General features: G+C 66.8%; 23 protein-coding genes and 1 tRNA gene. 17 read left to right on the top strand and 7 right to left on the bottom strand.

Features of this window, described 5'->3' with window-relative positions:
• Window positions 1-57 precede the first annotated feature (57 nt).
• Window positions 58-1,143 carry an FUSC family protein gene (locus HGK58_RS10970; protein WP_168627603.1) on the bottom strand — a complete coding sequence of 362 codons (1,086 nt, stop codon included), beginning with the start codon at window positions 1,141-1,143 and terminating at the stop codon, window positions 58-60.
• A gap of 179 nt (window positions 1,144-1,322) precedes the next feature.
• Here HGK58_RS10970 and HGK58_RS10965 point away from each other — a divergent pair, with 179 nt between their 5' ends.
• The 13 genes from HGK58_RS10965 (at window position 1,323) to HGK58_RS13830 (ending at window position 13,779) form a co-directional block, all read left to right on the top strand.
• Entirely contained in the window at window positions 1,323-2,291 is a 969-nt protein-coding gene (locus HGK58_RS10965) for a MetQ/NlpA family ABC transporter substrate-binding protein (RefSeq protein ID WP_168627602.1), read from the top strand.
• Between the two features lie 138 nt (window positions 2,292-2,429).
• Window positions 2,430-4,124, top strand: a complete 1,695-nt coding sequence (locus HGK58_RS10960) for a CTP synthase (RefSeq protein WP_349236203.1) — start codon at window positions 2,430-2,432, stop codon at window positions 4,122-4,124.
• Complete coding sequence (locus HGK58_RS10955; protein WP_168627600.1) at window positions 4,114-4,686, top strand: NUDIX hydrolase; 573 nt, start codon at window positions 4,114-4,116, stop codon at window positions 4,684-4,686. The genes HGK58_RS10960 and HGK58_RS10955 overlap by 11 nt, the downstream gene beginning before the upstream one ends.
• Complete coding sequence (xerD, locus tag HGK58_RS10950; RefSeq protein ID WP_168627599.1) at window positions 4,673-5,623, top strand: site-specific tyrosine recombinase XerD; 951 nt, start codon at window positions 4,673-4,675, stop codon at window positions 5,621-5,623. Before HGK58_RS10955 ends, xerD begins: the two co-directional genes overlap by 14 nt.
• Before the next feature lie 178 nt (window positions 5,624-5,801).
• Window positions 5,802-6,680 carry a ParA family protein gene (locus HGK58_RS10945; RefSeq protein WP_168627598.1) on the top strand — a complete coding sequence of 293 codons (879 nt, stop codon included), beginning with the start codon at window positions 5,802-5,804 and terminating at the stop codon, window positions 6,678-6,680.
• Window positions 6,664-7,488, top strand: a complete 825-nt coding sequence (locus HGK58_RS10940; protein ID WP_349236202.1) for a ScpA family protein — start codon at window positions 6,664-6,666, stop codon at window positions 7,486-7,488. The genes HGK58_RS10945 and HGK58_RS10940 overlap by 17 nt, the downstream gene beginning before the upstream one ends.
• A complete protein-coding gene (scpB, locus tag HGK58_RS10935) occupies window positions 7,478-8,128 on the top strand; it encodes an SMC-Scp complex subunit ScpB (RefSeq protein ID WP_168627596.1) in 651 nt (216 codons plus the stop codon). The genes HGK58_RS10940 and scpB overlap by 11 nt, the downstream gene beginning before the upstream one ends.
• Window positions 8,115-8,882 carry a pseudouridine synthase gene (locus HGK58_RS10930; protein WP_168627595.1) on the top strand — a complete coding sequence of 256 codons (768 nt, stop codon included), beginning with the start codon at window positions 8,115-8,117 and terminating at the stop codon, window positions 8,880-8,882. The genes scpB and HGK58_RS10930 overlap by 14 nt, the downstream gene beginning before the upstream one ends.
• Window positions 8,879-9,970 (top strand): prephenate dehydrogenase, encoded by a 1,092-nt coding sequence (locus HGK58_RS10925; protein WP_168627594.1) that lies wholly within the window; start codon window positions 8,879-8,881, stop codon window positions 9,968-9,970. The genes HGK58_RS10930 and HGK58_RS10925 overlap by 4 nt, the downstream gene beginning before the upstream one ends.
• A complete protein-coding gene (cmk, locus tag HGK58_RS10920) occupies window positions 9,961-10,635 on the top strand; it encodes a (d)CMP kinase (protein ID WP_246865501.1) in 675 nt (224 codons plus the stop codon). The genes HGK58_RS10925 and cmk overlap by 10 nt, the downstream gene beginning before the upstream one ends.
• Window positions 10,636-10,827: 192 nt before the next feature.
• Window positions 10,828-12,339: a ribosome biogenesis GTPase Der gene (gene der, locus HGK58_RS10915; RefSeq protein ID WP_168627593.1), complete on the top strand. Its 1,512-nt coding sequence runs from the start codon at window positions 10,828-10,830 to the stop codon at window positions 12,337-12,339.
• 215 nt (window positions 12,340-12,554) lie between these two features.
• Window positions 12,555-12,628 (top strand) — tRNA-Pro (locus HGK58_RS10910).
• 707 nt (window positions 12,629-13,335) lie between these two features.
• The gene (locus HGK58_RS13830; RefSeq protein ID WP_246865500.1) at window positions 13,336-13,779 is read left to right on the top strand and encodes a hypothetical protein; all 444 of its coding nucleotides are present in this window, start codon (window positions 13,336-13,338) and stop codon (window positions 13,777-13,779) included.
• A 354-nt stretch (window positions 13,780-14,133) separates the two neighbouring features.
• Here the strand turns inward: HGK58_RS13830 and HGK58_RS10900 are convergent, their stop codons facing one another.
• Together HGK58_RS10900 and HGK58_RS10895 are read right to left on the bottom strand one after the other, a co-directional pair.
• Window positions 14,134-14,334: a DUF1801 domain-containing protein gene (locus tag HGK58_RS10900; RefSeq protein WP_168627591.1), complete on the bottom strand. Its 201-nt coding sequence runs from the start codon at window positions 14,332-14,334 to the stop codon at window positions 14,134-14,136.
• Between the two features lie 144 nt (window positions 14,335-14,478).
• Window positions 14,479-15,129 (bottom strand): hypothetical protein, encoded by a 651-nt coding sequence (locus tag HGK58_RS10895; protein ID WP_168627590.1) that lies wholly within the window; start codon window positions 15,127-15,129, stop codon window positions 14,479-14,481.
• A gap of 168 nt (window positions 15,130-15,297) precedes the next feature.
• Between HGK58_RS10895 and HGK58_RS10890 the strand changes: the two genes are divergently transcribed.
• The 3 genes from HGK58_RS10890 to HGK58_RS10880 all read left to right on the top strand — a co-directional run bounded on the left by HGK58_RS10890 (window position 15,298) and on the right by HGK58_RS10880 (window position 18,153).
• On the top strand, window positions 15,298-16,887 hold the full coding sequence (locus HGK58_RS10890) for a histidine kinase (RefSeq protein WP_168627589.1): 1,590 nt from the start codon (window positions 15,298-15,300) through the stop codon (window positions 16,885-16,887).
• Window positions 16,884-17,540, top strand: coding sequence for a response regulator transcription factor (locus HGK58_RS10885; RefSeq protein WP_168627588.1), 657 nt, complete (start codon window positions 16,884-16,886; stop codon window positions 17,538-17,540). Before HGK58_RS10890 ends, HGK58_RS10885 begins: the two co-directional genes overlap by 4 nt.
• Before the next feature lie 229 nt (window positions 17,541-17,769).
• Window positions 17,770-18,153 carry a hypothetical protein gene (locus tag HGK58_RS10880; protein ID WP_168627587.1) on the top strand — a complete coding sequence of 128 codons (384 nt, stop codon included), beginning with the start codon at window positions 17,770-17,772 and terminating at the stop codon, window positions 18,151-18,153.
• 6 nt (window positions 18,154-18,159) lie between these two features.
• On the opposite strand, the gene HGK58_RS10875 is transcribed toward HGK58_RS10880, so the two are convergent.
• Window positions 18,160-18,741 carry a DUF4386 family protein gene (locus tag HGK58_RS10875; protein WP_168627586.1) on the bottom strand — a complete coding sequence of 194 codons (582 nt, stop codon included), beginning with the start codon at window positions 18,739-18,741 and terminating at the stop codon, window positions 18,160-18,162.
• A 164-nt stretch (window positions 18,742-18,905) separates the two neighbouring features.
• Between HGK58_RS10875 and HGK58_RS10870 the strand changes: the two genes are divergently transcribed.
• The gene (locus HGK58_RS10870) at window positions 18,906-20,237 is read left to right on the top strand and encodes an NAD(P)/FAD-dependent oxidoreductase (RefSeq protein ID WP_168627585.1); all 1,332 of its coding nucleotides are present in this window, start codon (window positions 18,906-18,908) and stop codon (window positions 20,235-20,237) included.
• Here the strand turns inward: HGK58_RS10870 and HGK58_RS10865 are convergent.
• The 3 genes from HGK58_RS10865 to HGK58_RS10855 are packed head-to-tail and all read right to left on the bottom strand — an operon-like array spanning window position 20,230 to window position 22,932.
• Window positions 20,230-22,194 (bottom strand): glycosyltransferase, encoded by a 1,965-nt coding sequence (locus HGK58_RS10865; protein ID WP_168627584.1) that lies wholly within the window; start codon window positions 22,192-22,194, stop codon window positions 20,230-20,232. The two genes, HGK58_RS10870 and HGK58_RS10865, sit on opposite strands and share 8 nt — an antisense overlap.
• Window positions 22,191-22,604 carry an ATP-binding protein gene (locus HGK58_RS10860; RefSeq protein WP_168627583.1) on the bottom strand — a complete coding sequence of 138 codons (414 nt, stop codon included), beginning with the start codon at window positions 22,602-22,604 and terminating at the stop codon, window positions 22,191-22,193. Before HGK58_RS10860 ends, HGK58_RS10865 begins: the two co-directional genes overlap by 4 nt.
• The gene (locus HGK58_RS10855) at window positions 22,597-22,932 is read right to left on the bottom strand and encodes an STAS domain-containing protein (protein ID WP_168627582.1); all 336 of its coding nucleotides are present in this window, start codon (window positions 22,930-22,932) and stop codon (window positions 22,597-22,599) included. Before HGK58_RS10855 ends, HGK58_RS10860 begins: the two co-directional genes overlap by 8 nt.
• Between the last annotated feature and the right edge of the window lie 13 nt (window positions 22,933-22,945).

The following is a 22,945-nucleotide window of genomic DNA, read 5'->3' as shown; positions in this document are numbered from 1 at the left end:
GAAGTGGCGCCGAATCACATCGAGGCGTAACAGTTCTGAACAGTCCAGCCGTTGCCGTCAGTCGGTGCGCTCTGCTGTGAATGGCTGCAGCAGCGCCACGATGCGGTGGATCATCGCGGAGGCGGTCATACCCATCCGCAGCGCAGCCCCGCGCTCGGGGAGGGCGTCGATGCGCTCGTCCAACTGGTCGAGAACCTCCTCCGCCGCATCCAACTGTGCTGCGGTGAGCTCCCCACGGTTCCACGCGTCCACAGCGTCGGCCGCATCCCGGATGCTGGAAGCAAGTGACGCGGTCACCTCGGCGGGCAGGTTGCCCGGGTCGTCGACGACTGCGGCAATCTCGTCGACACAGCGACTGACCCGTTGGATCGCGGCGAGTTGTTGCTGCTCCTCTTCGAACGTTCCGCGGTGCCGCCGCGCGCGCGGATTGCCTCGTCGACTCTCGCCAGCCTGCTCGACCGCTTCGCGCGCCTCATCCACCACGCGGGGCAGCCGGCCATGGTCCACGCCGGGGTCGGCGCCGGCATCCAGGCCGTCGGCCAGCGTGCGCAGGCGGTCCCGGGCGGCGACGCGCGCGGCGTCCAGCGCCTGCCTGCCCTCGGAGTAGTAGAGCGGCGGAAACAGGAAGTGCACGATGAGCCCGATGGCCACACCGATGAGCATTTGGATGATGTATGCAAACGAGTACTCGTCCGCCTGCGAGTAGCCGAGCAGCAACACGAACAGCGCCCCGGTGACCACCCAGCTGCGCTGCGCGCCGAAGAGTCGGGCACTGGACAGCAGCATGGCGAGTCCCACTGCCAGGGCGACGGTGAGCGGTGTCGGGCGTCCAAGCGCGATCACCGCCCCGGCGATGACCGCACCGAGTGCCAGCCCTGCAAGCGTTTGAAGGCCGTTGCGGAACGACTGCGCGATCGTGGGGGTCATCGCAACCACGGCACCGAGCGGGGCGTAATACGGGTACTCGGCGGCGACGCCCGGCACCAACCCCGCTACCGCCCACGCCACGCCTGCGGCGATGGCGGCCTTCGCGGCGAGCAACAGCCGAGTCTGCGTGCTGGAGAGCCGGAACCAGGCACGGATGCGGGCGCCGAGGTTCCGCGGCATGCGCGACGTCTGTGCCGGATCGGGGGCGTCCTGCATGCCGGACAAGCTACCCCAACGCTCTGGACAGCGGCGGCGCTCGCCGAAGACTTGCTCGGGTACCGGGTGCGAAATGAAACGGTTCGTCACACGATTGGCGAACCGTGCTCGTCGAGCGAACGATGGAGGCTGCGAAGGCGTCAGGGGCCGTCGCGAAACTTACCAAGAGAGAGCGAACCATGTCAGAGCGCACCAAACCGTCCCTCCCCGAGAAGCCCAAGAACAACCGCACCGGGCTCTTCGCCGGCATCGCCGTAGTCGTCGTCGCGCTCATCGTCGGTGCCGTGCTGTTGGTGCCCGGATGGCTTGGCGGCTCATCCGAGAACGCCGACGCCGCATCCGGAGACGCAGCCGAGCCGGTGTCCGTCCGCCTCGGTGTCGCCGACGCGGGCAAGTCGTTCTGGAACGTCCTCGTCGAGGAGGCCGAAGCGAAGGGCATCGACCTCGAGATCGTCTCGTTCACCGACTACAACACGCCCAACCCGGCCCTCGCCAGCGGCGACATCGACATCAACAAGTTCCAGCACATCCGGCACCTCGCGCAGTACAACGCGTCGCAGCCGGAGGGTGACGCTCTCGTTGCTATCGGCGCGAGCGAGATCTACCCGATCGGGTTCTACTCGAAGAAGTGGGAGTCAGTCGAGGACGTGCCGCAGGGTGCAGAGGTCACGCTGAGCAACAACCCCGCCAACCAGGTTCGACCGCTGCTCGCGCTCGAGGCCGCCGGCCTCATCGAGTTCTTCGGCAACCCGGGCTGGAGCGCGACGCTCGATGACGTCGACTACGCCAACTCCACCATCGGCAAGATCACCCCGATCGACCCGAGCCTGACCGCCGCATCCCTCGACAGCGTCGACATCGCCTTCGTCGACCCGGCCTTCGCAGTCGCCGCAGGCGTCACCGAGGACCTGCAGATCTACGTCGAGGACGCCAACCGCGACGACCTGCGCCAGTACGTCAACATCTTCGCGGTGCGGGCGGATGACGCCGACAACGAGGCGTACAAGACGATCGTCGAGCTGTACCACTCGGACGCGGTGCGCGACGCGATCCAGGCTGAGGACGGCTTCGACGGCATCTTCAAGGACGACGTGACGCCCGAGCAGCTCGCGGACGAACTGGAGAAGCAGACCGAGCTGTTCCGCTAACCATCGCTATTGAGTCGGGAGCTTTTCCCCTTATCCGCTCCAGATAACGGGAAAGCTCCCGACTCGATGCGTTTTGGGGTGCGAAACACGGCATCGCTCTCAGAGAACCGGTCCGACCCGCTGATAGGCTGTAACTCCGTGGTGGTCAAACATTTCCCCGAGACAACAAAGCACATCTTCGTCACGGGGGGTGTCGTCTCCAGCCTTGGCAAGGGCCTGACGGCTGCCAGCCTTGGCAATCTCCTCACCGCGCGCGGCTTACGCGTCGTGATGCAGAAGCTGGATCCCTATCTGAACGTGGATCCCGGCACGATGAACCCGTTCCAGCACGGCGAGGTCTTCGTCACCGACGACGGCGCCGAGACGGACCTGGACATCGGCCACTACGAGCGCTTCCTCGACATCAACCTGAGCCAGGCGGCGAACGTCACCACCGGCCAGATCTACTCCCACGTCATCGCCAAGGAGCGCCGCGGCGAGTACCTCGGCGACACCGTGCAGGTCATCCCGCACATCACCGACGAGATCAAGCGCCGGATGCGCCTGCAGGCCACGGCGCCGGACGGGGAGCAGGCGCCGGATGTCATCATCACCGAGATCGGCGGCACCGTCGGTGACATCGAGTCGCAGCCCTTCCTGGAGGCCGCCCGTCAGGTGCGCCACGAGATCGGCCGCGCCAACTGCTTCTTCGTGCACGTCTCGCTCGTCCCGTACCTGAACGCAGCAGGCGAGCAGAAGACCAAGCCGACCCAGCACTCGGTCGCGGCGCTGCGCTCGATCGGTATCCAGCCGGATGCGATCGTGCTCCGCAGCGACCGTCCGGTGCCCGACTCGATGAACCGCAAGATCGCCCTCATGTGCGACGTCGACCCCGAGGCGGTCGTCAACTGCCCCGACGCCCCCAGCATCTACGACATCCCGACGATCCTGCACGAGCAGGGTCTGGACGCCTACATCATCGAGCACTTCGACATCGAGGCGGACGACGTCGACGGCAGCCGCTGGGAGCCGCTGCTCGATGCGGTGCGCGACCCCAAGGACGACGTCACCATCGGACTGGTCGGCAAGTACATCGACCTGCCGGATGCCTACCTCTCAGTCACCGAGGCGCTGCGCGCCGGCGGGTTCGCCCAACAGACCAAGGTCCACATCCGCTGGATCCCGTCCGACGAGTGCGAGACACCGGAGGGCGCCGCCAAGCACCTGGCCGACCTGGACGGCATCTGCGTGCCCGGCGGGTTCGGGGTCCGCGGCATCGAGGGCAAGCTCGGCGCGCTGAAGTTCGCGCGGGAGAACGGCATCCCGACCCTCGGCCTATGCCTCGGATTGCAGTGCATGGTCATCGAGTACGCGCGCGACGTCGCCGGGCTGCCCGGCGCATCCTCCACCGAGTTCGACCCCGACACCGACTTCCCGGTCATCGCGACCATGGCCGAGCAGGTCGACATCATCGCTGCGGGCGACCTCGGCGGCACCATGCGGCTCGGCCTCTACCCGGCCGACCTCACCGAGGGGTCGATCGTGCGTGAAGTGTACGGCGAGCCGCGCGTGTCGGAGCGTCACCGCCACCGCTACGAGGTCAACAACCAGTACCGCGAGCAGATCTCGGATGCTGGCCTGCAGTTCTCCGGCATGTCGCCGGACCGGAACCTGGTCGAGTACGTCGAGCTCCCGCGCGAGGTGCACCCGTACTACGTCGGGACGCAGGCGCATCCGGAGCTCCGGTCCCGGCCGAACCGCGCGCATCCGCTGTTCCGCGGGCTGGTGACCGCCGCGCTCGAGCGGCAGCGCGCGAGCCGCCTGTTCGAGGTCGCTGAGCCGGTTGACGCCTGAGCCGCTGCGCGACGAGGAGTACCGGGCGCCGGTGCTCTTCAGCGAGCGCGTCTTCGACGGCAGGGTCTGGGACGTTCGCGCCGACACCTTCACCTTCGGCGACGGCGAGCTGACCCGGGAGTACCAGGAGCATCCGGGTGCCGTCGCGGTGCTCGCGGTGGACGAGGCGGACCGGGTGCTGCTGATCAAGCAGTACCGGCATCCGATCGGCCACCGCGACTGGGAGCTGCCGGCCGGCCTGCTCGATGTCGACGGCGAGGGAGCGCAGGATGCCGCGGTGCGCGAGCTGGCGGAGGAGGCCGATCTCGTGGCGGCCGACTGGGCGCCGCTGTGCCGGTTCTTCAGCTCACCCGGCGGCAGCTCCGAGGAGATCATCGTCTACCGGGCGACCGGGCTGACGGCGACCGCGGATGCGTTCGAGCGCACCGGCGAGGAGGCCGAGCTCGAACTGCGCTGGGCGCCGCTCGACGAGGTGCTCGAGGCGGTGCTCGACGGGCGGCTGCGCAACTCGATCCTCGCGCACGCCGTGCTCACCGAAGCGGTGCTGCGTGGGCGGCGCTGACCTCACGCTCGACAAGGCGCTTGAGCGCTACCTGCGGCATGTCGCGATCGAACGCGGCCTGTCCACCAACACCGTGGCTGCGTACCGGCGCGACCTCGGCGCGTACCTGGAATTCCTGGGCGCTGCCGGGCTGACCCGCCCGGGGGAGGTGACGGCCGCCGAGGTGGTCGGGTTCGCCCGGTCGCTGCGCGAGGGCGACGGTGCGCTGGCGGCGACCTCGACCGCGCGCATGCTGTCGTCTGTGCGCGGCTTCCACCGGTTCCTCCTTGAGGAGGGGGTCGTCGAGGCGGATGTCGCGGCCGATGCCCGCCCACCCAAGCTGCCGAGCCGGCTGCCGAAGGCGATCACGGTGCAGGAGATGGGGGCGCTGCTCGCGACGACGGATGGCGATGACGAGCGCGACCTCCGCGATAAGGCGCTGCTGGAGTTCCTGTATGCAACCGGCGCGCGGGTGTCGGAGGCGGTCGACCTGAACGTCGACGACGTGCTGACCACCGAGGACGGTGCGGGCGCGGAGTTCGGCACCGGGGATGTCGTGCGATTGTTCGGCAAGGGCGGCAAGCAGCGGATCGTGCCGCTGGGCAGTTTCGCGCGCGCCGCGATCGACGCCTACCTGGTGCGGGTGCGGCCGCTGCTGGTGGCGCGGGGGACCGGCACCCCGGCGCTGTTCCTCGGGCAGCGAGGCGCGCGGTTGAGCCGGCAGAACGTGTGGCTGATCGTGCAGCAGCGCGCCGAGCAGGCGAAGCTCGCACACGAGGTGTCGCCGCACACGTTTCGGCACTCGTTCGCGACGCACCTGCTGGAGGGCGGCGCGGACGTCCGGGTCGTGCAGGAGCTGCTCGGCCACGCATCCGTCGCCACAACCCAGCTCTATACGCTCGTGACCGCGGACACCCTCCGCGACATGTACACGACCGCGCACCCGCGCGCCCGTTGACCCCCAACCGCATCGAGTCGGGGGTAGTTGCCCAAATATCCGCCTCCAATTGGGCAACTACTCCCGACTCAACGCGGTTCAATGCTGGCGCCAACCTTCAACCAGTGGTAGAGGCGAGCCTCGCGCGGCCGGGCGTGCCGGTCGGGGCCCGCGAAGACCCGCCTTTAGACTTTCGAGCATGAAGCGGAATGACGTGGTCGAGCTGGAGGGAACCCAGGTTCCCGTGCTTGGGCCCACCGGTCGCCCGCTGCGGGAGTTCCCGACCCCGAAAATCCTGAACGGTCACGGCCCGGCGCGCATCATCGCGCTGTGCAACCAGAAGGGCGGGGTCGGCAAGACCACGACCACCATCAACCTCGGTGCGTCGCTCGCAGAGTATGGCCGCAAGGTCCTCGCTGTCGATTTTGATCCTCAGGGCGCCCTGTCCGCCGGTCTCGCCGTGCAGACGCACGACGTGCCGACGGTCTACGACCTGCTGCTGAGCAACCAGGACCCGCACGAGGCCATCCAGAAAACCGGTGTGCCGAACCTCGACGTCATCCCGGCGAACATCGACCTGTCCGCAGCCGAGGTGCACCTGGTCAACGAGGTCGCCCGCGAGCAGATCCTCGCCCGCGTGTTGCGCCGTGTCGCCAACGACTACGACGTCATCCTGATCGACTGCCAGCCCTCGCTGGGCATCCTCACGGTCAACGCGCTCACAGCCAGCCACGGCGTGCTGATTCCGCTCGAGTGCGAGTTCTTCGCCCTCCGCGGCGTCGCCCTGCTGGTGGAGACCATCGACAAGGTGCGCGACCGCCTCAACCCGGCGCTCGAGCTCGACGGCATCCTCGCCACCATGTTCGACTCCCGCACGCTGCACTCGCGCGAGGTGCTCGAGCGGGTCGTCGAGACGTTCACCGACCGGGTCTTCGAGACCGTGATCGGTCGTACCGTGAAGTTCCCGGATGCGTCGGTCGCCGCCGCTCCGATCACCGCCTTCGCGCCCGAGCACCAGGCCGCCGAATCGTACCGACAGCTCGCGAGAGAGTTGGTCTACCGTGGCGCAGCCGCATAGCGCGACGACGCTGGACGAGACGCAGACACCCGGGTTTTCGGTCAGCCTCAGCAACTTCAGCGGGCCGTTCGATCTGCTCCTAAGCCTGATCGCCAAGCACGAACTCGACATCACCGAGGTGTCGCTGAGCAGGGTCACCGACGAGTTCATCTCCTACCTGCGCGGCCTCGACACCGAGGAGGAGCTCGATCAGGCCAGCGAGTTCCTGGTCGTGGCGGCCACCCTGCTGGACCTGAAGGTCGCCGGGCTGCTGCCGCAGGGCGAGCTGGTGGATGCCGAGGACGTCGCGCTGCTCGAGGCACGCGACCTGCTGTTCGCGCGGCTGCTGCAGTACCGCGCGTTCAAGGAGGCCTCCGCCTGGTTCGCCGACAAGCTGGAGACCGAGGCGACTCGGCACTGGCGTCAGGTGCGGCTGGAGGAGAAGTACCGCAAGCAGGAACCGGAGCTGGTCTGGACCCTCAGCGTCGACGACTTCGCCGCGCTCGCCGCGTTGGCGTTCGCTCCGAAGGAGCTGCCCACGGTCGGCCTGGACCACCTGCACGCGCCGCTGGTGAGTATCCGGGAGCAGGCCGCGCACGTGGTCGCGATGCTGCGCGGGGGAGAACCGCTGTCGTTCCGGCAGCTGATCGCCGGCGTCGCGCAGCGCGGGGTCATCGTGGCCCGGTTCATTGCCATCCTGGAGCTGTACCGTGGCGCGAACGTGTCGTTCGAGCAGCTTGAGCCGCTCGGTGAGTTGACCATCCGCTGGACCGCGGACCACTGGTCGGAGGAGAGCCTTGCCAACCTGGGAGCCGACTATGACAGCTGAGCCGAACCCGGTGGTCGGGCCCGTCGAGACCCCGGATGCGGTGGTCGAGCCTGCCTCGGTGGTCGAGCCTGTCGAGACACCCACCGCGCCCGCCGACCTTGCCCGCGCCCTCGAGGCCATCCTCATGGTCGCCGACGAGCCGCAGAGCATCGTCGGCCTCGCCACCGGGCTTGGCGCCCCGGTTGCCGCGGTGCGCCACACGATCGAGCAGCTGGTGGCGGACTACGACGGCGAGGACGGCGGCATCCGGCGCGGCTTCGAACTGCGTGAGGTCGGTGGCGGCTGGCGCATCTACGTGCGTCCAGAGCACGACTCCGTGGTGCGTGACTTCGTCTCCACCCAGAACCCGAGCCGCCTGTCGCAGGCCGCGCTGGAGACCCTTGCGGTGATCGCCTACAAGCAGCCGATCAGTCGCGGCCAGGTCGCCTCGATCCGCGCGGTCAACGTCGACTCGGTGGTGCGCACCCTGCTCGGCCGCGGGCTGATCACCGAGGCGTTCACCGACCCGGAGACCGGCGCCATCCACTACGAGACCACCGACCTGCTGCTGCAGCAGCTCGGCATCAACTCGCTCGATGAGCTGCCGCACATCTCCCCGCTGCTCGACGATGGCTCCGAGGGGTTCGATGACCTCCGCTGACGTCTCGTCCGAGGGGGAGCGGCTGCAGAAGGTGATGGCCGCCTCCGGCGTTGCCAGCCGCCGCGTCTCGGAGAACCTGATCTCCGCAGGGCGGGTCAAGGTCAACGGCGAGGTCGTCACCGAGCTCGGCCGCCGGGTGCTGCCCACCGACCGCATCGAGGTCGACGACACCGCGGTGCAGACTGACACCACCCGCCGCTACCTGATGCTGAACAAGCCGGTCGGCGTTGTCTCCTCGCTGCTCGACGAGCGCGGCCGCCCCGACCTGCGCCAGTTCGTCGACGGCTACGAGGAGCGGCTGTTCAACGTCGGCCGGCTGGATGCCCAGACCAGCGGCCTGCTGATCCTCACCAACGACGGCGAACTCGCGCACGTGCTGGCGCATCCGTCGTTCGGGGTGACCAAGACCTACGTCGCCAAGGTCGACGGTCGGGTGACCCCGGCGACGATCGCCAAGCTGCGCTCCGGCATCGAACTGGAGGACGGCCCGATCGCGGCCGACTCCGCCAAGCTCACCGGGACCTCCGGGAACACGAGCATCGTCGAGCTGACCCTGCACTCCGGCCGCAACCGGATCGTGCGCCGGATGTTGGACGCGGTCGGGCATCCTGTGCTCGAGCTGGTGCGCCGCCAATTCGGCCCGCTGCACCTGGGCAGCCTGCCGCCGGGCCGGGTGCGCGATCTGACTAAAGTTGAACTCGGCCAACTGCTCACCCTCGCCAGAGCAGAGAAGCAGGACAAGGAACCGAAGTGACCGATCGCCGTCTGGCGGAGCAGGTGCGCATCGTCGGCAGCGGACTACTCGGCACCAGCATCGGGCTCGGGCTGAGCGCCAAGGGTGTCGATGTGATCCTCGACGACGTGTCGCCGTCGTCCAAGCAGCTGGCAATCGACTACGGCGCCGGACGGGCGCCGGCCGCGGGCGACAACCCAGGCCTGATCGTCGTCGCGGTGCCGCCGGATGTGACGGCTTCAGTTGTGGCCCGCGAGTTGGCTGCGTTCCCGGATGCGCTGGTGACGGATGTCGCGAGCGTCAAGCTGGGTCCGCTGCGGCAGCTGCGCGACGTCGGCGCGGACCTCAGCCGCTACCTCGGCACGCATCCGATGGCCGGGCGGGAGCGCGGCGGCCCGATCGCGGCGCGCGCCGACCTGTTCATCGGCCGCCCGTGGGTACTCGCAGGGCACGACGCGATCAGCTACCGGCGCGCGGCGGCGATCGAGGACATGATCCTCGACCTCGGCGCGGTGCCGATCGAGATGGGTGTCGAGGACCACGATCGCAGTGTCGCGCTGGTGTCGCACGTACCGCAGGTGGTGTCGTCACTGCTCGCGGCGCGGCTCACCGACGGCTCGCACGCCGCGCTCGGGCTCGCCGGCGGGGGAGTGCGCGATGTTACGCGGATCGCGGCGAGCGAGCCGAGCCTGTGGGTGCAGATCCTCGGCGCGAACGCCGGGCCGGTCGCCCGTATCCTGAAGGCGCTGCGCGACGATCTCGACACGGTGATCGACGCGCTCGACGAGCCCGACGCATCCGGTTCCCGTCGCCGTATCGCCGAGGCGATCGCCGCCGGCAACACCGGCGTTGCCAGGCTGCCGGGCAAGCACGGGCAGGATGCCCGGTTCAGTCAGCTGGTCATCATGGTTGACGACAGGCCGGGCGAACTCGCCCGGCTGCTGACCGACATCGGCGACGCGGGCGTGAACATGGAGGACCTGCGGCTCGAGCACTCGCCGGGCGCGCAGATCGGCCTCGCCGAGGTGTCGGTCGTGCCGGAGGCAGAGCAGCGGCTGCTCGAGGAGTTGGAGCGCCGCGGATGGAGGATCGCGGAAGCATGGACATGAAGCACATCGTGGTCGCCGTCGACGGCCCGGCCGGCAGCGGCAAGTCGAGCGTTTCGCGCACCGCGGCTCGCAAGCTCGGGTTCGACTATCAGGACACCGGCGCCGCCTACCGGGCGCTGGCCTGGCTGGTGCAGCGCGAGGGCATCGACCCGGATGATTCCGCGGCGGTGATCGGCGCGCTCGACCGGTTCGAGTACGCGATCGGTATCAACCCGGAGCACTATTTCGTGCGCGTCGGCGAGGCCGACGTGACCGGCGCCATCCGGGACCCGCAGGTGTCGGCGATCGTCAGCAGCGTGGCTCGCGTGCCGGAAGTGCGCGAGCATGTCACGGCGATCTTCCGCGACACGATCGCGAACGAGAGCCGGCCGGGCATCATCACGGAGGGCCGCGACATCACGACGGTGGTGGCGCCGGATGCTGATGTGCGGGTGCTGCTGACGGCGTCGGAGGAGGCGCGGATGGCGCGGCGCGCGGCGGAGCTGGACGGCCCGACGCTGGAGTCGGTCGGTGCCCAGCTGAGCGCGCGGGATGCACAGGACCGCAAGGTGGTCGACTTCATGACCGCCGCCGACGGCGTGCACACGCTGGACTCGACCGACCTGACCTTCGACGAGACCGTCGACGCCCTGATCGCCCTGATCCGCGCCACCCAAGGCGACTGACCCTCCTCTGTGGTCGAGCCACCGGTGGTCGAGCTCACGGTGGTCGAGCTTGTCGAGACCCCTCTTTCCGCTGGTTGAGGGATCGCGAAGCGATCGTCTCGAAACCCGCCCCATGCCAGGGGTGGCCTCGACAAGCTCGACCACCGACGGACTCGACAAACTGCCCAGCCGCCGCCACCTAGGATTAACCCCATGCCTATCGACGACCAGGACGATTTCCCTGAGCTGCGCCCTGACGTCGCCGACCGACTCGCAACCCTCGATGAAGAATCCGCGGCCCAGCGCGCCAACGCGCTCCGCGGCGGCCTTGAGGAGTACGAGCTCGACGAGGAGGACCGCGCCCTCCTCGACGCCGCGACCGACGACGTCGACCAGATCACCTACCTGCCCGCACTGCCGGTGCTGGCCATCGTCGGCCGCCCGAACGTCGGCAAGTCGGCGCTGGTGAACCGCATCCTCGGTCGCCGCGAGGCGGTCGTGCAGGACACTCCCGGCGTCACTCGCGACCGGGTCAGCTACAAGGCGGAGTGGAACGACCGCCGCTTCACGATCGTCGACACGGGCGGATGGGAGCCGGATGCGAAGGGCATCCACGCATCCGTCGCCGCCCAGGCGGAGATCGCGGTCGACTTGGCCGACGCGGTGCTGTTCGTGGTCGACTCGAACGTCGGGCCGACGGCGACCGACGAGCACGTCGTGCGGATGCTGCGCTCGTCGAAGAAGCCGGTGATCCTGGTCGCCAACAAGGTCGACGACGCGCGGCAGGAGCCGGAGGCTGCGACCCTGTGGAGCCTGGGCCTCGGCGAGCCGTGGCCGGTCTCGGCGTTGCACGGCAGGGGAGTGGCCGACCTGCTCGACAAGGTGCTCACGGTGCTGCCGGAGATTTCCGCGGTGGCAAAGGATGAGGTCAGCGGCCCACGCCGGGTGGCGATCCTCGGCCGGCCGAACGTCGGCAAGTCGTCGCTGCTGAACAAGACCGCTGGTGAGGAGCGGGTCGTCGTGGACGACCAGGCCGGCACCACGCGCGACCCGGTGGACGAGCAGGTCGAATTGGCTGGCAAGGTGTGGCGGTTCGTGGACACCGCGGGCATCCGTCGCCGGATGAACCTGGCGCAGGGCGCCGACTTCTACGCGTCGCTGCGTACGAGCGCGGCGCTGGAGAAGGCCGAGGTCGCGGTCGTCGTGCTCGATGTGTCGGAGCCGATCAGCGAACAGGATGTGCGGATCGTCGAGTTGGTGCTCGAGTCGGGCCGCGCGCTGGTGCTCGCGTTCAACAAGTGGGACCTGCTGGACGATGACCGCCGCCGCTACCTGGAGCGGGAGATCGAGAAGGATCTCGCGCACGTGTCGTGGGCGCCGCGGGTGAACATCTCGGCGAAGACCGGGCGGCACCTGGAGAAGCTGGTGCCGGCGCTCGAGCTGGCGCTGCAGTCGTGGGACACGCGCATTCCGACCGGGAAGTTCAATGCGCTGCTGGCGGAGATCACGGCGGAGCACCCACATCCGGTGCGTGGGGGGAAGCAGCCGCGGATCCTGTTCGGGACGCAGGCGTCGACGCGTCCGCCGACGTTCGTGTTGTTCACGACCGGATTCCTGGACCCGCAGTACCGCCGGTTCATCCAGCGCCGCCTGCGCGAGCTGTACGGCTTCGAGGGCAGCCCGGTGATCGTGAACATGCGCGTGCGAGAGAAGCGCCAGCGCTAGCAGCCGGCTTCGGTGGTCGAGCTCGTCGAGACCCTGCCCTTTCATGACCGCTGGTTGAGGGATCGCCCTCTAGGGCGATCGTCTCGAAACCGCTGCGGTGCTCGGGCCGCTTCGGTGGTCGAGCCTGTCGAGACCCGCTGGCGGTGGCCAACCAACCCACCCGCAACGCGATAAGCTATTCCGGTTGCTGGATCGCAAGAGCCGGCGGCATGCCACGGGCTGTGGCGCAGCTTGGTAGCGCACTTGACTGGGGGTCAAGGGGTCGCAGGTTCAAATCCTGTCAGCCCGACAAAAAACAACAACACAACAAACACAAACAACACAAAACAATTCATTACGGCGGTGCGAAGTGCCCGTGACGCAGCGAAGAGCGCACGTCCGTAGGCGCCCACCCAGTCGATGCAATCTGCAACGCGGCTCTCGTGACCTGAAGGTTCGTGGTTCAACGGATGTAGGAAGTTGACCTGTCCCCATGAGCCGCGCGTCCATTTCGCTGTGGGTGTAGAGCGCCGCGGGCCGTCCGAAATGGTGCGACTTAGCGATTACGCATCTCTCGTACGAAGATCCAGATCAACCAAAACCCTCCCGTGACAAGGCAAAGGAGGACGTCAAGTACAAAGTTGACTAAACGGTAGCGCTTGCGAGCCATGATTGATCCTTGTTGGCCAGGGAATGAAGAGTGAGGTCATTGACCGGTGAAACGCCAGCTAACGTGGCCGATTCGCTTCCCTAGCCGAGATCATTCATTTCGACAACCCATTCGGTCGTCAGAGTTCCCCGCGGTGTGCCATCGGCCAGCGTCGTCTCGACGGAATCTATAGTTGCCCGAGCTCGGATGGCAGGTTCAAGATTGAAGGCCATAGGGTTGATCACGAATTCCGCGTAGTTCTCCGCAAATGGAGTGAGGTAGTCGAAGGACTCCTGGTCATATCCGATTGATGCTGGGTCGAATGTGACGTGAAGGATGCGGTTACTAATTGAGACATCAGTGATGGCTTGGGCGAAGAGCACCCCAGCCGCGGCGCGCTCATCGAAGAAGGCCTGGAAGTAGGCAATGACCTCAGCATCGGTGAACGGGGTGATCTCACCCGGAACAGCTGGCGCTGGCTCTACCGGATCGAGGGCGCGTCGGACTCATCGCAAGACCGGTCAACAGTGAAGCGAGGAGTGGAAGAGACCACCGCACCTGGCTCAGGCTCCTGGGTGCAAACCATCCAGTTTGATTCGTCAATGACGCCAAAAATGCCGCCGCCGAGGACCTCGACGTCGTCGCCGAAACCGGCACGCTTCACATCGCTGATTGCAACGTCGAGCTGCTTTCCGACCACATCGGGCATCGTGACGACAGGAGCCTCACCGGAACATCCTGCGAATAGCAATGTGGCCGCAATGGCGGCAGATATGGCAGGAAAGCAGCGCATCAGTAATTCCTTGGGATAGTGAGACTTCGATGTGAAATGGTGGTGCGCTCAACGCAGTAAAAAAATGTGTGATGGCTGAAGCAGACGGCTACCCCGATGCTTGTGCTCTCGTTCGGTCACTCTTTCGGGCTGTGCGTGAGCAAACAACGCACTTTTGAGCCAAAAGTGAATTTCGGATTATGGCAGCACCTTATTGGGTGAGGGCATGGCTCGATAGCCCCTAGTTAGGGGCGTTACCGTTTATTCGATCACCGCGGTTGTTCGGGATAACGGTCCGGCTGGGACTAGCTCGGTGCCGCCGTCGATACGCTCGGCTCGGCTCGATCTGGTGCGGATCCTCCGCGTCCCCTGAAGCGACTGTTCTGGACGACCTCTAGGGCTGACCGCCTTCAAACTCCGGGGGAGGTACCAGCGCCCGGTTCTTGTACTTGAGGGTCGGCATCCCGTAACCCATGGTCTCTTCGGTCTCCGGCATGAGTTGTGTTACGAGCGCGCGGATCCGTTCGAGTTCTGCTCGGTACGCGGGCTCGAGCGCGTTGAGATACTCTTCGACGCTCTTCGCTTTCTCGCCCATCACACGAGTTTAATGCTGGCCACCGTCCCGCTTCGCTCGGTACGACGCCGGGTAGTGCTCCGCCCGGCGATTGCCGACGCGTTTGACCGGCAGCGCTGCGGAGGTCGAGGGAGGGATGCCGGAGCATCCCTCCCTCGGTCGATGTCAGGCTGTGGCCTTCGACTCGACTAGCGAGGGAGCGACCACTCGGGCGCGAGCGGAACCCGCTCCGAGCAGCGCGAGGCCGACACCGGCGACGACCTCGGCGATGCCGGGGTGTGCCCAGTCGGGGCTGATGAACGCGAGCGCGATCACAAGCAGGAACGCTGGCAGGACACCCAACAGCACGCGGCCGCCGATGCCGAGCGGGTTTCTGCGAATGAGGGAGAGGCCCAGAGCGGCCGAGAAGAGGAATGTGCCGATGAACGCCGGGCTGCCGACCCACGTCGAGACCTCGAGCATGAACCCGGACCCGACGGGAATGCCCCCAAGCAGGGCGATCGGCTGCAGCACGAGGAATGGTAAGGCGAGTGCCGCGCATACGACGATGAGCCCAACACGCATCACCCGCGCGAAACGATTCGCTGCGGCGAACCGTGCGCGCTCCTTCAGCAGCACGAAGACCAGCGCCGCATAGGCGACGCCGTGGACCAGGTTGATCACCAGCAGCATGAGGACGGCACTCCCTGTAGCTGGATCCTCCAGCGGGATAATCGACCCGCCTGTGGTCCCCTTGACCACGGTGTCGGCCATGGCGATCGCCCCGAGCGCGAGATTCGAGATGAGAGCTACGACGTGATACCAGGAAAGACGCATGATGACCTCCGATTAGGTGCCCCTGCGGGGCTGAGTGAGGCCACGGTATGAACGGTCGACGGTGCGCCGCCTCGCCCACACGGCACCGATCTATCCCGCCCACAGAAGGAGCGCGGGTCATCCTTTCGAACGAGGACGCCCGGTAGCGCGTCATGGCATGCTGAGCGCATGCTCGTCCGCCGCATCGTCGCCGTTGCCGTGCTCATTGCGCTCGTGGCGACCGGTGTCGCGGTGGGCTGGCACGGTGGTGTTCTGGATGCCGTCTTCCTGGGCATCGTTGCCGCGCTGCTGTGGCTCGTGGGTGTGGTCATCGCGCGCTCGATGTCGCAGGCGCGCGTGGCCCGACGGTCAGCGCAGACTTCGCTCCAACTGGACGACGACGAGATCATCGCCCGCGCGGTCGCCGAAGAGCGCACGCGCCTGTCGAGCGACATCGACCGGCAGTTGCGGGTATCGCTCGCCCAGATCGAGAGTCTGGCCGCGGGTTCTGAGAACGACCCGCACGCCGACCTCGGTGCTGCGGCACGTGCGGTGCACCGGGCAAGCCGCGAGGCGACGGCGGAACTGCGCCGTCAGCTGGGTCTGCTCCGCGACGTGGTGCACCCATCTGACACGGCGGACGGTTCGCGCGCTCGCCGTGGAGGTATGGCAGGGTCCGACCTCGTGATCGCGGCGGCCACGATCGCCCTCGCGGTGGGCGAAGGTCTCGCTTACATCGGACACCTTGAGCCTTACGCGGGGTGGGCTTCGGCGCTCACCACCGCGCTGGCGGCATCGACCGTCGTGTGGTGGCGTCTCGCTCCGGTTGCCGGGGCACTCACCGTGGGCGCCGTGTGGCTGGCGTCAGCGCTCGTCGGGATGCCGGTATTCGGAGGCATTTGGGTGTTCGCAGGCTTCGGACTCCTCGCGTACGGAGTGGCGACGCGGGCCGGCGCACTGACCGCGATCGCGACCATAGCGGCGCTCGGCGCTTTGGTCGGTGTGGCGACCATGATCGTCGAACCCCTCAACGTGTGGGCCAACCTGCTGACCGTCGCGGTGGCGGCTCTGACCGGCCTCGTTGTCCGTCTCGCGCGCATGGGGATGGCGTCGGCGCGGCGCGCCGAGGCAGAACGCATCGAGGCCGTGCGTCCCGCAATCGATGCAGCGCTCGCAGCGGAACGTGGCGACTTCGCCCGTGAGCTGCATGACACCGTGTCGCACGCTGTCGGGGTGATCGCCGTGCAGGCCGCCGCCGCTGAAGTATCTTGGCCCACCTACCCCGAACGTGCACGCTCAGCACTCGCCATCGCGCACCATACGGCCGTCGATGCCCTGGTCGAGCTCGGCCGCAACGAAGCGACGACACAGGTCGCCACCGGATCGGATGCCGCTGCGGGGCCGTCGCCGGAACCGTCCGCCACGGCCCTGATAGAGCGATTCAGACTGGCCGGACTTGCGGTGTCTTTCGATGCGGACGAGGTGCCGACACCCCTTCAACCGCTTGTCGTGCGTGTCGTGCAGGAGGGGCTCACCAACGTTCTGCGTCACTCGGAGGCGAGTTCGGCATCCGTTGAGATCATCAGGGCAGGTGAGTCGCTGCGTGTCATCATCGCCGATTCCGGACGCCCACTCGCGGCCGCTCACGTACCCGGATACGGACTTGTTGGGTTGCGAGAACGCGTCGAGCTCGCAGGCGGAAGCTTCTCCGCCCAGCCGGGCGTCACCGGCGGATTCCGGGTTGAAGCGGCCCTCCCGCTGGAGAGGATGCCGGCGTGAGCGTTCGCGTGCTCATAGTGGACGACAACGCCCTCCTGCGTGCCGGCCTGAGGACTGTGCTCGCCAGCGACCCGGGCATCCAAGTCGTAGGCGAAGCGGCCAGTGGCCCCGAGGGTGTTCACCGCTGCGATGAACTCCAGCCCGACATCGTGCTGATGGATGTCGAGATGCCCGCCGGCGGGGGAATCAGCGCGACGCGAGAGCTGCGGGCGCGCCATCCCGGCATCCGTGTGCTGATCCTCACGATGTTCGACGTCGACGATTATGTGGCCGAGGCGTTGCGTGCGGGCGCGGCGGGGTTCCTGCTGAAGACCACTGAGCCGCACGCTCTCCTGCGTGCGGTGAAGGACTGTGCTCTCGGCGAGACGACTCTCAGCCCTCGCGTGCTCGAGCAGCTGATCGACAGCTTCGTCGCACGACCCGAAGCGCCCGCTCCACCCCGCGGGTACGACGCGCTAACCGAGCGTGAGCGCGACGTTTTCCGCTCGCTGGCAGACGGTCGCTCGAATGCCGAGATCGCTGCGCACCTTCACCTCGCAGAGACGACCGTGAAGACCCACGTCGCTCAGGTGCTCCTCAAGCTCGGAGTGCGCGATCGTGTGCAGGCCGCGGTGCTCGCTCATCGCGCGGGTCTTGTCGGCCCCATGGGGTGACAGTGACGGCAACATCTCCTGTACAACCGCGCGTCCAGGAGGGAGGAAAAGGCGTTCTGGGTGGGGAAGTGCCGATTCCTAGCGGCACAAGCCTCGGGCTGCCTATCCTTGCGTTGAGGGTCCTGGGGGTGCCGATGAGTGACGAACGCGGTCGACAGCAGTGACTACAGTCCACTCTGCTTCGAGACGCTCAGCGTCTTGGTGGGGCTGTGTGTTGATTGGTGCGGCAATGCTGACCGGGTGCGCTTCGTCACCTCAGCCGCCGGCGGTCGGTGTGTGGGAGTTGTCAAATGTCGATGAGATCAGCGCGGAGTCCACGACCCTGCACCTCGGCGTCGTACGACTGGAGTGTTCTGGCGGCAAGACCGGCACCGTCCTCGATCCCGAGGTGACCAATGAGAAGGACCGCATCGTGATCCGGACCGACGTGGAACCCCTGCAGGAGGGCGCATACACCTGCCTGGGCAATGACACGGTGCCACTCACGGTCGAGCTTTCAGAACCAGTTGGGCAAAGAGAGCTCGTCGATGCCGCGTGCTTGCAGGGGAGAGCGGTCACAACAACTTTCTGTACTGACCACGGCGTGCGCTGGAGTCCGCAGCAGGAAGAGTAGCTGGCTCTAGGCCCGGCTTTCCTTGCGCAATCCACGGATGAGCAACCAGATGAGAAGCACCACCTCGCCCACGAAGGAGATGGTGGAGACGGCGAGGTCGACACCGAACGCCGGGCCCACAGCATCGATGAGATAGCCGGCCCCAGCAAGCATCACGAGAACGCCAATCCAGCGGGGCAGTAAGCCCGTACGCCACCCGAGCAGCGCGAGGGCGATGAGGTGGGCGGCAAACAGGAGCAGGCTTGCATCCCAAATCTGCTGGAAACCGCTGACGTCATCGGCGGTGAGAAGCCTGGATGCCGCCACGGCGAATGCTGCGGCATACGCAAGGCGCAGGCCCGCGGTGATCCGCGCCAGGACGCTGTCAGTTGGGTCGAGCGCCGCGACCACGGTGTACGCCACGATCACGTCGAGCATGGCGACGACGAGGAGAATCATCCCTGCCAGAGCGGTCTGTCCAGCAGGAAGTGCCGCGAACACGGCGATGGGGGCGATCACGGCCATCACCGCAAGGCTCGTCCCGGCGACAATCGCCGAGGAACGCATCGATGACACGCCCTTGCTAGCGGGGGTGCGAGTGGTGGTCATTCACTTCTCCTTCATCCGGTGTGTGGCGCGGTCGGGTGTCATGAAAACTGTACTCCATGTCAAGAAGCTTTGACACCTTCGGCTGGAAGGAATTGAGCGCGAGCTCCTACGGGATGGCGAGGCCCGCGAATTAGGCCAGAGCTGCGCATCGCTACGCTGACTCCATGCAGGTCTTTGACACCGTCGTCATAGGGGCGGGCGTATCCGGGCTGACCGCGGCGCGCCTGCTCGCACAGGCTGGGCAGCGAGTGGTCGTGCTTGAGGCGCGCGATCGCATCGGCGGCCGCACCTGGAGCCACCGCGCCGACGGCTTCGTCGCCGACCGCGGTGCGTCCTGGATCCACGGCATCGACGACAATCCGTTGGCCGATGTGGTGAGCGCCTTCGGCATGCGCACGGCTGAGTTCACGGTCGGCAGCTACCAGCCAGACGGTCGCCCCATCGCCTACTACGGTCCGACGGGGGAGCGGCTGGACGACGACGCGGTGCAGAGGTTCGCCGACGACATCCGCCACTTTGATGAACATCTCGCTGCCGCCGTTGACGCATCCGAATCGCACGGCACCTACCAGGAGGCCATCGAGACGGCCCTGGCCGGCCTGGCTTGGGATGCGGACCGCGCGGAGCGCGTGCGCGAATTCCTGCTGCATCGTTCTGAAGAGCAGTACGGGGTGTGGGCTGGGGACCTTGCCGCACGCGGGCTGGACGACGATGTCATCTTCGGGGATGAGGTCGTGTTTCCCGACGGGTTCGACGAGCTCGCCGAAAATCTTGCCGAGGACCTCGACGTCAGGCTTGAGCACGTTGTCACGCGTATTGCCTGGACGCCGGAGGGCGTCACTGTCAGCACCGACCAGGGCGAGTTCATGGCCGCCAGGGCGACGGTCACGGTGCCGATCGGCGTCCTGAAATCCGGTGACTTCGTCTTTGAGCCGCCGCTGCCTGAGAAGCACGCCAGAGCGATCAGCGGATTCGAGATGAACAACTTCGAGAAGGTCTTCCTGCGCTTCCCCACCAAGTTCTGGGATGACGAGGTCTACGCCATTCGACAGCAGGGTGAGGCCGGCAAGTGGTGGCACTCCTGGTACGACTTGACGGCGCTGGATGGAGTGCCCACCCTGCTGACGTTTGCGGCAGGCCCGAGCGCGATCGAGACGCGATCGTGGAGCGCCGACCAGATCGCCGACTCCGTCCTCGAAGCCCTGCGGGGTGTCTACGGAGACCAAGTCGACGTCCCTCACCAGGTGCTGATCACCAACTGGCAGGACGACCCGTACTCGCGCGGTTCCTACGCCTACATGAAGCCGGGCGCGGGCGCCGATGACCACGACCTATTGGCCACCCCGATCGAGGGCGTGCTGCACATTGCAGGTGAAGCCACCTGGACGGAAGACCCCGCCACGGTCACGGCTGCGCTGCGCTCCGGCCACCGCGCGGCCCAGAACATTCTCGGCCGCGAGTTACCGTTCGGCGCGCTCACGGAGTCGCTCACATAGGGCTGAATGTTTCCGGCGCGCGGTGCCGGGCCGCGGTCAGCACGACGTTCAACACGATCAGGTCGAAAACGGCCCACGCGACGTTGACCACCGTGCCGAGCAGGTCAGCGTCACCTGCCACCAGCCGGACACCGCCGACAATCAGCGAGACGACCAGCACAGCCATCACCAGCAGCTGCCACCGGATTCGCCACCACTGGCGCGTGGAAGCCTGCCTCGTCTTCGGGGTGACCGCGAAATCGAGCGGGGTCGAGAACACCACATTCCGGAACGCGGTCCAACACGCGTTGATCCACACCGGGAACAACGCCAGGCTGTACTGCTGCCCGCGCCAAGTCGGTACACCGCGTGCCGCAAACAGGAACAGCAGCTGGTTCACGATCATGAACGGCACGAAACGGATGGCGAAGTCGGCCGAGATGGCATTGACCGGCAGCACGCCGAACAGCAGGAAGATGGCTGGGCCAGCGAAATAAACCACGGCAGCGAAGCCGGACAAGTAGCTCCACATCGTGGAGAAGTACATCAGCCGCTGCGCCAGCGACATCCCGCGCTGCACCAGCGGGTTCTCGCGCAAGAACACCTGCATCGTGCCCTGCGCCCAGCGCAACCGCTGAGTGAGCATGGTGCCGAGGTCTTCCGGGGCAAGCCCATCGGCCAGCTTTTCGTGGTGGTAGACGCTCTTCCATCCCATGCGATGCAGGCGCATTGATGTCGCCATGTCTTCTGTCACGGAAATAGTCGCCAGCGGCATCAGGGGCTGCGCCTCATCCGGCCGGTCGACTGCGATCGACTGCAGGGCGGAGTGCACAGCCTCGAGCGCGTTCATGGGGGAGAGCTCGCGGGATGACAGCGCCGAAATGGCGGCTCCAATGTCGAAATCGTCCTCCGGCACCTCGACTTCGCCGGCAAGTCGGCGGATGGTCCGCAGGTCATCGCTCACCGAGGCGAAATCCGACGCCACAATTGCGGCGCTCACCGCGTTGACCTTCTGCTCGAGCTGGTAGGTCACCTCAGCCAGCGGGGTGCCAGAACGGAGGTCCTTCCGCGCCACACCGACGGCCGCCTGCACCGCCCGCAGGGCTCTGGCCACCGCCCGCGAGCGGGCCGAGGGGTGCCGCCTCGCCTTGGCGATCACCACGGATGCTGCGCGCAGGGCGGTGGCGACCGACCGGTCGACCTCGCGAACGTAGGCGACCACCCCCAGCTGCATCAGCGCTTCGCGGCGCAGCACCGCGTTCGACCCGCAGAAGAATGCGGCGTTCCAGCCGTCCTTGCCCTGCAGGATGGGCCCGTAGAAGAGCGGCGCCTGGCTGCCGAGTGGGTCTCCGGGCGCCACGTTGCTGAAGACCTGCGGCGTCTGCACGAGCGCCAGGGCATCGTCGGTGAAGTACCCGAGCACCTTGTCGAGGATGTCCGACTTCGGCACTTGGTCCGCATCGAGCACGAGGATGAACTCCCCGCTCGTCGCCATGAGGGCGTTGTTCAGGTTGCCGGCCTTGGCGTGCCGCGGTTTGCCCAGCCATTCGTCGCCTCGCGTGATGTATCCGACGCCGAGGCGCTCCAGTTCTGCCTCCAGCTCCGGACGGGCACCATCGTCGAGCACCCAGGTCGAGTGCGGGTAGCGGATGCCGAGGGCGGCCCGAACGGTGTCGAGCACCAGTTCGATGGGTTCGTTGTAGGTGGTGATGAAGACATCGACTGTCGCGGAGTCCGGGGGCGGGGGAGGCGCCGGCCGACCGCGAGCCTTCCACACGGTCATGGCGAACAGCGAGACATCGATGAGGCTGTAGGTCTCTGCAACCACCAGGGGAACGGCGATCCACCACGCCTCCCAGTTGAGCGAGTCCAACCACCGCCAGGCGATGTAGTTGATGCCGAGCGCGACTGCAACCACGGTGACCACCCGGATCACCGCGAGGCGTACGGGCGAAGGTCCTATGCGTGCCGCCCTCATTCGGCGAGGTTCCTGGCGATCCTCCAACGGTTCAGGTCTCCCTCGCGCGTGTACTCGATCTCGTCGACCAGGGCACGCATGAGGAGCAGGCCCCTCCCTGCCTCCTGCAACTCACCGGGCATCCTGCCGTCGGTGAGCGGGATATCCGCCTCGTACCCAGAATCGGTGAGCGTGGCGATGATCCGGACATCCGTCACCTCGATGAGGAGCGTGCACTCGACCGTGCCACCCGGGACGGCGTACGTCATGACGTTCGCGGCCAACTCGATCAGCGCCGTCTCGAAGCGGATGCGGTCGCCATTGGTCACCTGAGGCGCCTCACTCCAAAGCGAGGCGAGCAGATCATGCACCGTCTCCACGTCGTCCGGCGGGGACTCCAGGACGTACGTCCGCCGCAACGCGTCAGTCATTCTGGTACGCCACTTCGGCGCTCGGATGCGCGTGGAACAGCCGCTCCATGTTGGTGAGCTGCAACACGAGCTTCACCTGTTCGTTGGGTGCCGCGATCCGCAAGTCGCCTCCGGCCTGGCGTGCGACTTTCAGGCTGTTGATGAGCACGCCCAGCCCGGAGGAATCCATCGACTCTGTCTGTGCCAGATCGACGACAAGTCTGGAGCGGCCCTCGGCCACGGCTTCTGCCACAGAACTGCGCAGCTGGCGAGCGGTCACCATGTTGAGGCGGCCGACCAGGCGCAGAATGGTGAACCCCGCATCGGCGTCGTGTGCTGTTATCTCCATCGATGTTCCTTCT

It is taken from the genome of Cryobacterium sp. BB307, from assembly GCF_012274275.1.
Classification (GTDB): Bacteria; Actinomycetota; Actinomycetes; order Actinomycetales; family Microbacteriaceae; genus Terrimesophilobacter.
Note: the sequence above shows the minus strand (reverse complement) of the source record. Positions and strands in the feature narration are given on the sequence as shown.